The organism is Elstera litoralis, assembly GCF_000963705.1.
GTDB classification, from domain to species: Bacteria; Pseudomonadota; Alphaproteobacteria; order Elsterales; family Elsteraceae; genus Elstera; species Elstera litoralis.
Genome location: NZ_LAJY01000209.1, coordinates 1 through 9,732 on the forward strand (window position 1 = coordinate 1; position 9,732 = coordinate 9,732).

The window sequence follows — 9,732 nt, forward strand, 5'->3', positions numbered from 1 at the left end:
CCGTCGTCAGATTAATCGTCGTCGGCATCGTCTTACCTCGAAAAAGAGAATATCCACCTCCACTATGCCATTCATTTTCGATGAATAAATGAACAAAAGATTAAACACGAAAAATCTGATTAATGTTCAATCATAAATACGGTTATCAACCATCTGATGACTCGATAGTAATACGTAAAATCAACCACAAAATGAACAATTATGTCACTGCACCCTCAATACAATCGTAATTCGACACTGGCTTTTCTGATTGCGGGTAAGCAGGCGGGGCAAATTCCCCCACGCACCTTGCCCCTTGCGTCCCCCTGGCAAACCCGCGCACTTCACGCGCGGGCGAAGGAGCTCAGCTCTCGTTGCCGGTGCCAATTTTATCGGTCACTGCCCGCGGCGGACCAACCGGACTCCAGCTTCTCGAGGCCGCTTAAAGCGCCTTTTCCCCCTTCGCCGCCTGCCACAGCGCTTCCATCTCTGCCAAGCTCGCCGCCTCGACCGATTTTCCCTCCGCCGTCAGCGCCGCCTCGATGAACCGGAACCGCCGGTCGAACTTGGCGTTGGTCGAGCGCAGCGCGGCTTCCGGGTCGATATTCAAGTGCCTGGCGAGGTTGACGGCGCAGAACAGGATATCGCCCAACTCATCTTCCAGCCGGGCGGTATCGCGGGTGGGGGCGGTGAATTCGGCTTCGAACTCGGCCAGTTCTTCGCGCAGTTTGTCGAACACGTCGTTCGGGTCGGTCCAGTCGAAGCCGACGCGGGCGGCGCGTTTTTGCAGTTTTAGCGCGCGGAGCAGGGCGGGCAGGGCGCGGGCGACGCCGTCGAGCACGCTGCCCGGCCCGTCCGTAGCTTTCGCCGCGCGCTCCTCGGCCTTAATCACTTCCCAGGCCGCGACTTGCCCCTCGGCGTCGCGGCCATCGGGGGCGGCGAACACGTGCGGGTGGCGGCGGATCATTTTAGTGGCGATGGTGTCGGCCACGTCGGCAAAAGTAAAACCGCCCGCATCCTGGGAAATCTGCGCCTGGAACACCACCTGCAACAGCAGATCGCCCAATTCCTCCTTCAGCGCCTGCGGATCGCCCTCGGCGACGGCATCGGCCACCTCATAGGCTTCCTCGATCGTGTAGGGAACGATGGTTTCGGGCGTTTGCTCCAAATCCCAGGGGCAGCCGGTGTCGGGATCGCGCAGCCGGGCCATGATGGCCAGCAGGCGCGCCATCGGGTCGGCGTGATCGGGCGCGGGGAGGGTCATGCGGCGGCATCATCCAGGAAGACCGGAACGCGGACGGTTTGGCCCTTGGTAAGGACATAGAAGGCATCCTGGGGCCGGTCCTGGGCGAACATCGCCTCTTCATCGAGCCCCAAATAGAGCCCGCGCAGGATGATCCCGGCAATGCCGTGGGAGATGACGATATGCGGAACCGTTACCTCGGCATGCTCGTCGAGCCAATGATCGAGCCGGGCAATCGCCGCCGCATCGCCCTCGCCGCCGGGGGCGGTGCGGAAAATATCGATCACGTCGCGGTTTTGCTGCTCGGGCGGCAGGCTGGCGCGCATTTCCCGCCAATCCTGGCCCTCCCAGGCCCCCGCCGTCATCTCGCGCAGGCGCGGATCGATGCGATGGCTCAGCGCATACCCGCCGGGGCCGCGCCGTCAATTCGTCGGCAATCAGCGCCGCCGTTTGCCGCGTCCGCCCGAGTGGGCTGATCTGGAGCGGGAGCGGGCCGGGGGCGGGGAAACGCTCGGCGAGAAACGCCCGCGCCGCCGCCCCCATCGCGCGGGCTTGGGCTTGCCCGAGATCGGTGAGCGGCGAGTCGCCGCCGCCCTGCATGCGAAAGCTTTGATTCCACAGGGTTTGCCCATGGCGGAACAACAGAATCACGCGCCTATCTCCTCCGGAGCACAGCCGAACCGCAACAGCACGCCGCTGGGATCATGAATGTAGAATTCTTTCATACCCCAGGGGCGAATTTCAAATGCCGAAAGCCGAGGGACGCCCCGCGCCGCATACTCGGCATAGAGCGCGGGAATTTCGCCGCCGCGAATATAGCATGAGGTGTTTTCAGCGAGGTTACGGTCCGCCGTGTGCCAGAAATGCAGCTCCATACTGCCGCGCCGAACGATGAGATAATTATCGTCGCTATAAACAATCTCGGCAAAGCCAAGCAGCCCCGCGTAGAAACTTTGCGCTTCCGCAAGATCGCGCGCGGGCAAAACGGGCAGGCAGACGGCGGCATCAATCATCTCGGGATCTCGCAGGCAAAGGGGGGTAAACCCACGCGCTCGCGGCGGCTACCGGGTGGTGATGACTTTATAGAAAACCACCGGAACGGAGACAAGCTCCGTAAAATGACGCTCGTGAGCGCGCCGTAATAGCGTGGGGTCCAGGAGTAAGGCATTAGGGGCCTACCCTATTCCTGACCAAACCAGCGTCTAAACTGCGCCAAGGTTTGCGCAACCGCTTTATCGCGCGCGGCGGGATTCGTACCAACATAGGCTTGCCCAGTCTTATCCTTACTGGAGGCAAGGCCCGTGCGCAGCGTGAGCGGCAGATTCGGCCAATCGAAATCATGATACGCGCCGGAGTAGAGCGTTAGCGTAATCGCGTCGGGCCAGCGCGCGGCAATCGTCTCACACGGCTGCGGATCGGTCCAATTGTCGGCCGCGCCCATTTCGATGGCCAGCGGCACCCTCGGGTGCCAGCGCGGTTGATCCGCATAAAACTGGCAGCCCGGATAAAAGGCGACGCCCCCTTTGAGGGCGGTTTTCCGTCCGATGACCGAAAGAACTGTGCTGCCGCCGTTCGACCAGCCCAGCAAGGCGATTTTATCGGCCTGAACATCGGGGCGCTGGGCTAGATAGCTAGGGTTGCCCGAACATCGTCGGCGCGCTCGACCGAGGCGCGCACGGTTCGATCTGTCGTCCGGCATTGGCCGCCCAACCCCCGGCTGCCAAAACTATCGGGAAAAATCACCAGATAGCCTTGATCGACAAGCCGTTGCCGCCATTCATCGTGACGCGCGCCTAAGGCGTCATTTTTGCTCCCCAGACCGCCACAGCCGTGCAGCGCAATGACCGCCGGGCGCGGACCGCTCTGGGGGCCGGAATCGACAATGGCCGTCAGGGTGACGCCCGTCGGACCGGGGTAGGTTACGGTTTGAAAGGCCCGACTGGGAAACGCCGGCAGAAGCGCCGCCGTGAGCGCCTGTGCCGTGAAGCAAAAATGCCTCATGGGGAGTCCAATCTAGGGAGCGCCGCCTGTAGCATCAGCCAATGCGCATGAGCAAAGACGCAGGGGCCTCGCTTAGACTATCGGGCGGCAGCGCAACCGTTTCGAGCGCGCGGGTTTGGGTCATCATGGCAAAACCATGCAGCGACGACCAGATAAACAAGGCATCTTGAGTGCGGACCGCATCGCTGCAGGCGGACCGCTCGGGGAGGCGGGCCAGGGCTGAGAGCAATACGTCGAACGCATGCCGCGCATGGTGCATCATCGCCGGGTGAGTGCTTGGGTCGGGCAGGGTACTGCCGAACATCAACCGATAGTCCAACGGATAGCGCGCGGCATAGTTCAAATAGGCCACGCCGAGGGAGGCTAAATCCGCGTGAGGATCGCCCGCGCGCGGCACAGCATCCAAATACGCCGCAAATTCCGCAAAAGTCTGCGCAACGATTTCGGCCAGCAGATGATCGCGGCTGGGAAAATGTTTGTAAGGGGCCTGATGGGATATCCCAAGACGGCGAGCAACTTCGCGCAAACTCAAGTGCTCCAGGCCGACATCGGCGATGATCGCTTTTGCCTCGGCAAGGGACGCTTGTCGCACGTCCCGCTTAGGCTTTTTCGGCTCCATTCTGTTTCCGTCGCGTCATTCCAGCCATTACGAGCGCCATAATGCGGGTCCGCCCCCAGCGCGGCAAGGGCGAGAGTGCGGCTTCGAGCAGTTTCGAAAGAAAGCCGGGGCGCACGGTGCCAACGCGGCCCAGGGCGGCAAGCGTTTCGGCACCAACCGCCTTGGGGGTAAGGGCTTGACCCATCGTCATGCCGCCCGCCCGGCAAACCCGCTGGCGACAGGGCCGGGAGCCGCCGCGAGAACATCGACCCCGAACGGCGCAAGCTCGCGGCGCAGCCTTCCGCAAAGGTTTGAATATGGGCCTTCGTTGCCGCGTAATGGGCGGCGCGCGGCACGCCTTGGAAAGCGACGATTGAACTAAACAGGATAATGCCGCCGCGCTTCCGGCTTACAAATTGCCTTCCCAGCCCGTGGCAGAGCTGCACAACGGCCCGGCAATTGACATCGAGCATCTCCAGTTCGCTCGCCAGCGTTTGGTCGAGAAAAAGGCCGGAGGTTCCAAAACCCGCCGCCGCCACAAACAGCCCGAGGTCGTAGGTCTCGGCCAGTGACACGAGTTCGCTGACCTGTCGTGCATCCGCAAGGTCGGCGGCAACCGCTTTGGCCTCGATCCCATAGCGCGCGATCAAATCATCGGCCAAATGCTGAAGAACGCTTGCCCGGCGCGCGACAAGAATGACGTTCAGGCCCGCTTCGGCCATCCGAATAGCCATTTCCCGGCCAATGCCGTCTGACGCGCCCGTAACAAGCCCCCAGGGACCATAGCGCTTCTTGAGATGAGTTAGCGTCATTCTAGAACCTCAATCGCAATCTCGGTGGTGCCATCCGCCGCAACGGAAAAAGCGGCTTCGTCAAAGCGGGGAGCCCTAAGGGAGGGACGGATATTGCCGGAAACCCCCCAGGCTTCCGTAGGGATTCCAAAGAAATTCTCGTCTAGCCGCCGATTGCCATTCCGGTCATGGGAAACCGCAAGGGCGTATCGACCGGGGGCAATATTCGTGAACCGACACGCGGTTTCCGGTGCTGCAGGCAACCAGAGGGTTACGGCTTGATCGGGTTTGAGCGGAAACGTCTCGGGCTTCGAGAAAAGCGAACAGCCGATTTCCCCCGTAACCGCACCGGGGGCGGTGATGCGCGCCACGATTTCGCCCGCCCATGCCGGAGTGGATAGAAGCATTCCGGCGGTGAGCAGGACCAAAATTCGACCATGAGCGCGTCGTCTTTGCTGAGATTGCGGCATGTCCATCTCCGTAGTTGACGCCGTCTACCATGACGGAGAAAGATGACACTGTCAACTATGGCCGCAGAGGGCGGAATGCTGTATATCTAAATGTCGCATAATGCATATTATGTGATGAATGGATAAAATGCCAATCAGAGTGAACCCGCCAAACCCGCCATTCTGTGGGGTCAGCCGCCGGGTCGCAGCAAACCGACCGCAAGATGCCGGAACGCCTCAACCGTTTTGGCGAGAACCGCGCGCGGATCATCGGCGGCGGCAATCCATAGCGCCGCACTGAGGGCGGCCCCGTTGAGCAGCCGAGCGGCGGCCTCAGGATCGATGGGCCGTACCGTGCCCGCATCGATCAGCGCTTGGATCGTCTGGATCGTCGTGCGCAGGCAGGCGGTCTGGTTCGGCCAGCGCGATGGATCGCCGAGCACGGCGGGTCCATCCAAGAGCATGATGCGCTGAATCTCCGGCTCCAAGGCCATCTCGATATAGGCGAGATATTCATCGATAAACCCCAGCCACGGGCTCGCCGCCCGGTCCTGGGCCGCGCGCAGCCGGATCATCATTTCGGCATCGATCTGGTCGATCACCGCCTGCAACAACCCCTTCTTGTCGCCGAAATGATGGTAGAGCGCGCCGCGCGTCAGCCCAGCTTCGGCGGTGAGATCGTCCATCGACGCCGCCGCATAGCCCTTGTCGGCAAACGCCGTGCGGGCGGCACCGATAAGCTTGGCGCGGGTTTCCTCGATCATCTCGCGCGCGGCGCTTCGCCATTGTAGGCCCCCTACTATTTCAGCATACGGCGCGTATGTTAATTGACATACGAGCCGTATGTGTTTATTCAATCACATACGAAGCGTATATCAAACCTTGAGTGAGGAGTGAAAAAGATGACAACCCGCACCGCAATTTTTCCGGCCGGCCGACAGGCGCTGTATGAGATTAACCGCTATTCGGCGGCGATCCGCTCGGGGGATTTGCTGTTCGTCTCCGGCCAAGTCGGCAGCCGGGACGATGGCTCGCCCGAACCGGATTTCGCCAAGCAAGTGCAGCTTGCCTTTAATAATCTGAAAGCTGTGCTGGCGGCGGCGGGCTGTAGCTTCGACGATGTTGTCGATGTCACCAGTTTCCACACCGATCCCGCCGCCCAGTGGGAGATACTCGCCCCCATCCGCCTCGCGGAAATCGGTGCCCCGCCCTACCCGAATTGGACCGCCGTTGGCGTGAACTGGTTGGCGGGTTTCGATTTTGAAATCAAGGTCATCGCCCGCCTGCCCCAGACCGCCTGATGACCTAGCCCCGTCGCAGCGAAACCGCCGCCCGCAAGCTCGCCGCCAGCGCCTGCACCGCTGCGGGCGGCGCGGCTTCGCTGTAGGCGAGACGCAAGGCGACCTTTGGCAACGGCGGCAGCGTCGGCGCTTCGACTGCGACCATATCCGGCGGGCAGAAGGCCGCAACGCGCACCGTAATCGCGAGACCCGCGCGGATCGACGGCCATAGACCGCCGAGGCTGGGACTGGTGAATACCAAGCGCCAGGGCATCCCTGCCGCGTCCAGCGTCGTCAGCGCGGCTTTGCGAAACAGGCACGGCGCATCGAGCAAGGCGAGCGGCACCGGCTGGCCGGGCGGCAAGCGCCAGTCGGCCCCCGCCACCCAGGTCAGCGCCATCTCGCCGAGATCCTGCGCTTCCGGCGGGCGCTCGTCGGTGAAGAGCAAAGCCAAGTCGATAGCCCCTTCGCGCAATAATCGGGTAAGGGTTTCTTGCCGCTCTACCCGCCCCTCCAATAACACCTCCGGATGGGCGCGGGCGAAGCGGGCCAGGGCGTCGGGCAGGATCGTATCGGCGATATCCTGGGGAACGCCCAGCCGCACCCGGCCATTCAGGCCCTGCCCGCGTACCGCCTCCAGCGCCTCATCGTTCAGCGCCAGTAGCCGCTGCGCGTAGGCGAGCAGCACTTCCCCGGCTTCGGTCGGCACCAGGCCGCGCCCGGATTTCACGAACAGCTTTCGCCCGAGTTGGGCTTCCAGCCGCCGCAATTGCAGGCTCACCGCCGATTGCGTCCGCCCGACCCGATCCGCCGCCCGCCCGAACCCGCCGAGATGGGCGGCGGCGGCGAGGGTGCGTAAAATGGCCAAATCGAGAGTGTCGCTCATTACATTTCCAAAAATAATGTTTCACATACAATTTATCAATTTTTTCTTAAGCGTGGCGAGGGGCTATGAAGGGGGCACGAACCGTTCACCCTTAGGAGAAAGCCCATGCCCCTCGTTCGCCTCGACCTGCCGGAAGCCCTCGCCCCACAAGCCCGCCCGATTGCCGATGCCGTTCATTCGGCCCTGGTGTCGGCCATCGGGATTCCCGCTGACGACCGTTTTCAGATCATCAATATCCACAATCCCGCGCATCTGATTATCGACGCCAATTACCTCGGCATCGCCCGCAGCCCCAATGCGCTGATTGTGCAGATTTACCTGCGCCAGGGCCGCACGGTGGAGCTGAAAAAAGGCGCTCTATGCCGCCATCGCCGCCAATCTCGTCGCGCTCGGGCTGCGGGCAGAGGATGTGCTGGTATCGCTATCAGAAAACGATTTGCCCGATTGGTCCTTCGGGCTTGGGCTTGCTCAATATTGCTAGCCGCGTACACTGCCGCCCTTACCTATCCGAGCCGCTTGGAGTTTCATGGATGACCGCTTCTAAAACCGTTCTCGTAACTGGGGCAACCGCCGGGTTCGGCACCGCCATCGCCCGCCGGTTTATCGACGAAGGCCATCGTGTTATCGCTACCGGCCGCCGGGAAGAGCGGCTTCAGGAACTTCAAGCCGAGTTTGGCGCCGATAAGCTGCACCCGCTGACCCTCGACGCGCGCGACCGCAAGGCGACGGAAGCCGCCTTCGCCGCCCTGCCCGCGCCCTTTGCCGAGGTCGATATTCTGGTGAATAACGCCGGTCTCGCCCTCGGGCTTGGCCCCGCGCCGGAAGCCGACCTCGACGATTGGGAAGTGATGGTCGACACCAACGTAAAGGGCATGATGTTTGCCACCCGCCTGCTGCTGCCCGGCATGCTGGCGCGTGGGCGCGGCCATATCGTTATGCTCGGCTCGACCGCTGGCGAATTCCCCTACCCCGGCGGGCATGTCTATGGCGCGACGAAAGCCTTCGTGCATCAATTCGCCCTCAACCTGCGCGCCGATCTGGTCGGCACCAACGTGCGCGTGACCGATATTCAGCCCGGCCTCTGCGGCGGCACCGAGTTCTCCAACATCCGCTTCAAAGGCGACGACGCCAAAGCCGCCGCCATGTACGCAGGCACGCAGCCGCTGCTGGCCGAGGATATCGCCGAAGCAATCTATTGGGCGACTGCCCTCCCCGCGCATGTCAACATCAACAGCATCCAAATGATGCCGACCTGCCAAGCCCCCGGCCCGCTGGCGGTGAAGCGGCAGGGTTAGTCGAGCCCGATTAGGGATTTGAATTCAGGGGTTAGATAGTCGCGCAGGTCGGCGTAAGAGATCTGCGCAATAGGGGTGCCGATGGCATAAGGGCCGACCTCATAGAGGCCGAAATAAACGCCAAAATTTGCCCCCGGCACCCAGCGCGCCTGCTCGCCGACGGCCTTCGTCATATCCGCAACGGTGAGCGGCTCGTACTCCCAATCTTCCCGCTTGGCGAGGACGCGTAAGGATTTTTCGGCTTCGCGGGCCAGCGCCGCTCGCCAAGCCGTATTGGGCCGAAAAACATCAACCGCCGTCAATTTCCGAGCGCGGGCGAGGTCGATAGCAGCGAAATCCGACCCATACAGACCATGCGCACCGCCCGCATAGGTATAGGTCGTATAGTCGAGCACCAACAGCCGATCCCGATACAGGCTGGCCTTGAAGGCATTATCCGTCTCGAAGGCATCGTCCCCACCGGGTTTCGGGGCGGCGGCGCTCAAAACCTTCAAGGCGGGGGCGAGAAACTGCGGGAAGCGGTTTGCTTCGGCTCGAATGCGCATCAGATGATCGATCTGATCGGCCGCCGCCACCGGGGCGCTGCGATAACTCTGGCGGGCGAGCAAAACGCCGTAGGGGTTCGGCAATACCAGCAGCGCTTCGTTTCGATAAAAGTCCGTCTGTCGGCTCAGAGCCGTGCCGATGCAGCCTTTGACGTAATCCTCCCCGCCCTCCTTCGGTGCCCAGCGCGCCTGACAGATTTTTCCAACATGGGCCAGCCACCCGCGTTGATCGCTGCGCAGCAGTGGTTTCGCCTCCTCCGGCGCACGGGCGATCACATTGCGATATGCCGCTGCCAACGCCACATCGGCCTTGGATAGATCGGGCGACGCACAGATGCTTTTCTCGACCTCGGTGCTGGCTTTGGCACAGTCGAAGCTGGGGGCGGCTTGGGCGTGAGACCAAGGAGTTATTAAAATAACAGAGAGAAAAAATTTAAATGTCCAATGTTTCATCTGGATATCCTCCACACAAAAATTGCTCACAGGGAGGTATTTTGTTTCTAACTATATCGAAATTTAATGGCGGATCAATAATTTAAAATCAGGTTTAAAATAACGTGATAATTCATTGAATGGAACTTTAAGCACCATATTCTCTCCGTGATATGGAAGAAAATCAGCCTGCTCAATATAAATACCAAATGAACCTTCTGAAAGAGCCCATT

The 9,732-nt window shown here is 61.3% G+C and carries 14 protein-coding genes and 1 pseudogene; 3 read left to right on the plus strand and 12 right to left on the minus strand.

Translation table 11 applies throughout. The annotated features are described in order from the left end of the window. Positions 1-421 precede the first annotated feature (421 nt). From mazG to VZ95_RS09145, 10 genes and pseudogenes are all read right to left on the minus strand, one after another. Complete coding sequence (mazG, locus tag VZ95_RS09110; RefSeq protein WP_045775574.1) at positions 422-1,243, minus strand: nucleoside triphosphate pyrophosphohydrolase; 822 nt, start codon at positions 1,241-1,243, stop codon at positions 422-424. Next, on the minus strand, positions 1,240-1,620 hold the full coding sequence (locus VZ95_RS09115; protein ID WP_332308051.1) for a histidine phosphatase family protein: 381 nt from the start codon (positions 1,618-1,620) through the stop codon (positions 1,240-1,242). Before VZ95_RS09115 ends, mazG begins: the two co-directional genes overlap by 4 nt. 31 nt (positions 1,621-1,651) lie before the next feature. Next, positions 1,652-1,873 (minus strand): annotated as a pseudogene (locus VZ95_RS29245) (phosphoglycerate mutase family protein); the annotation flags it as partial. Beyond that, positions 1,870-2,235 carry a bleomycin resistance protein gene (locus VZ95_RS09120; protein ID WP_045775576.1) on the minus strand — a complete coding sequence of 122 codons (366 nt, stop codon included), beginning with the start codon at positions 2,233-2,235 and terminating at the stop codon, positions 1,870-1,872. The pseudogene VZ95_RS29245 and the gene VZ95_RS09120, both read right to left, overlap by 4 nt. Before the next feature lie 167 nt (positions 2,236-2,402). Next, positions 2,403-2,921, minus strand: coding sequence for a dienelactone hydrolase family protein (locus VZ95_RS21820; RefSeq protein WP_084627683.1), 519 nt, complete (start codon positions 2,919-2,921; stop codon positions 2,403-2,405). Further along, complete coding sequence (locus tag VZ95_RS21825) at positions 2,846-3,223, minus strand: dienelactone hydrolase family protein (protein WP_052711629.1); 378 nt, start codon at positions 3,221-3,223, stop codon at positions 2,846-2,848. Before VZ95_RS21825 ends, VZ95_RS21820 begins: the two co-directional genes overlap by 76 nt. Before the next feature lie 34 nt (positions 3,224-3,257). Next, on the minus strand, positions 3,258-3,815 hold the full coding sequence (locus VZ95_RS09130) for a TetR/AcrR family transcriptional regulator (protein WP_198148185.1): 558 nt from the start codon (positions 3,813-3,815) through the stop codon (positions 3,258-3,260). Then, on the minus strand, positions 3,752-4,633 hold the full coding sequence (locus VZ95_RS09135) for an SDR family NAD(P)-dependent oxidoreductase (RefSeq protein ID WP_198148186.1): 882 nt from the start codon (positions 4,631-4,633) through the stop codon (positions 3,752-3,754). The genes VZ95_RS09130 and VZ95_RS09135 overlap by 64 nt, the downstream gene beginning before the upstream one ends. Beyond that, positions 4,630-5,082: a DUF2141 domain-containing protein gene (locus VZ95_RS09140; RefSeq protein ID WP_198148187.1), complete on the minus strand. Its 453-nt coding sequence runs from the start codon at positions 5,080-5,082 to the stop codon at positions 4,630-4,632. The genes VZ95_RS09135 and VZ95_RS09140 overlap by 4 nt, the downstream gene beginning before the upstream one ends. 170 nt (positions 5,083-5,252) lie before the next feature. Further along, complete coding sequence (locus tag VZ95_RS09145) at positions 5,253-5,825, minus strand: TetR/AcrR family transcriptional regulator (RefSeq protein WP_045775578.1); 573 nt, start codon at positions 5,823-5,825, stop codon at positions 5,253-5,255. Between the two features lie 138 nt (positions 5,826-5,963). On the opposite strand from VZ95_RS09145, the gene VZ95_RS09150 reads away from it, so the two are divergent. Then, on the plus strand, positions 5,964-6,362 hold the full coding sequence (locus VZ95_RS09150) for a RidA family protein (RefSeq protein ID WP_045775579.1): 399 nt from the start codon (positions 5,964-5,966) through the stop codon (positions 6,360-6,362). A gap of 4 nt (positions 6,363-6,366) precedes the next feature. Here the strand turns inward: VZ95_RS09150 and VZ95_RS09155 are convergent, their stop codons facing one another. Further along, a complete protein-coding gene (locus VZ95_RS09155) occupies positions 6,367-7,227 on the minus strand; it encodes a LysR substrate-binding domain-containing protein (protein WP_045775580.1) in 861 nt (286 codons plus the stop codon). Between the two features lie 105 nt (positions 7,228-7,332). Here VZ95_RS09155 and VZ95_RS29725 point away from each other — a divergent pair, with 105 nt between their 5' ends. Together VZ95_RS29725 and VZ95_RS09165 are read left to right on the plus strand one after the other, a co-directional pair. Further along, positions 7,333-7,761: a tautomerase family protein gene (locus VZ95_RS29725; RefSeq protein WP_052711631.1), complete on the plus strand. Its 429-nt coding sequence runs from the start codon at positions 7,333-7,335 to the stop codon at positions 7,759-7,761. Then, complete coding sequence (locus VZ95_RS09165; protein ID WP_045775581.1) at positions 7,758-8,522, plus strand: SDR family NAD(P)-dependent oxidoreductase; 765 nt, start codon at positions 7,758-7,760, stop codon at positions 8,520-8,522. The genes VZ95_RS29725 and VZ95_RS09165 overlap by 4 nt, the downstream gene beginning before the upstream one ends. Here the strand turns inward: VZ95_RS09165 and VZ95_RS21830 are convergent. Beyond that, the gene (locus VZ95_RS21830) at positions 8,519-9,520 is read right to left on the minus strand and encodes a lysozyme inhibitor LprI family protein (protein ID WP_052711632.1); all 1,002 of its coding nucleotides are present in this window, start codon (positions 9,518-9,520) and stop codon (positions 8,519-8,521) included. The two genes, VZ95_RS09165 and VZ95_RS21830, sit on opposite strands and share 4 nt — an antisense overlap. Positions 9,521-9,732: the final 212 nt, after the last annotated feature.

Bases quoted from the DNA above. Each gene is read 5' to 3' on its own strand.
- VZ95_RS09120 (WP_045775576.1), bottom strand. From the start codon at position 2,235: ATGATTGATGCCGCCGTCTGCCTGCCCGTTTTGCCCGCGCGCGATCTT.
- VZ95_RS21820 (WP_084627683.1), bottom strand. From the start codon at position 2,921: ATGCCGGACGACAGATCGAACCGTGCGCGCCTCGGTCGAGCGCGCCGA.
- VZ95_RS09145 (WP_045775578.1), bottom strand. From the start codon at position 5,825: ATGATCGAGGAAACCCGCGCCAAGCTTATCGGTGCCGCCCGCACGGCG.
- VZ95_RS21830 (WP_052711632.1), bottom strand. From the start codon at position 9,520: ATGAAACATTGGACATTTAAATTTTTTCTCTCTGTTATTTTAATAACT.
- mazG (WP_045775574.1), bottom strand. From the start codon at position 1,243: ATGACCCTCCCCGCGCCCGATCACGCCGACCCGATGGCGCGCCTGCTG.
- VZ95_RS21825 (WP_052711629.1), bottom strand. From the start codon at position 3,223: ATGAGGCATTTTTGCTTCACGGCACAGGCGCTCACGGCGGCGCTTCTG.
- VZ95_RS29725 (WP_052711631.1), top strand. From the start codon at position 7,333: ATGCCCCTCGTTCGCCTCGACCTGCCGGAAGCCCTCGCCCCACAAGCC.
- VZ95_RS09140 (WP_198148187.1), bottom strand. From the start codon at position 5,082: ATGCCGCAATCTCAGCAAAGACGACGCGCTCATGGTCGAATTTTGGTC.
- VZ95_RS09155 (WP_045775580.1), bottom strand. From the start codon at position 7,227: ATGAGCGACACTCTCGATTTGGCCATTTTACGCACCCTCGCCGCCGCC.
- VZ95_RS09150 (WP_045775579.1), top strand. From the start codon at position 5,964: ATGACAACCCGCACCGCAATTTTTCCGGCCGGCCGACAGGCGCTGTAT.
- VZ95_RS09165 (WP_045775581.1), top strand. From the start codon at position 7,758: ATGACCGCTTCTAAAACCGTTCTCGTAACTGGGGCAACCGCCGGGTTC.
- VZ95_RS09135 (WP_198148186.1), bottom strand. From the start codon at position 4,633: ATGACGCTAACTCATCTCAAGAAGCGCTATGGTCCCTGGGGGCTTGTT.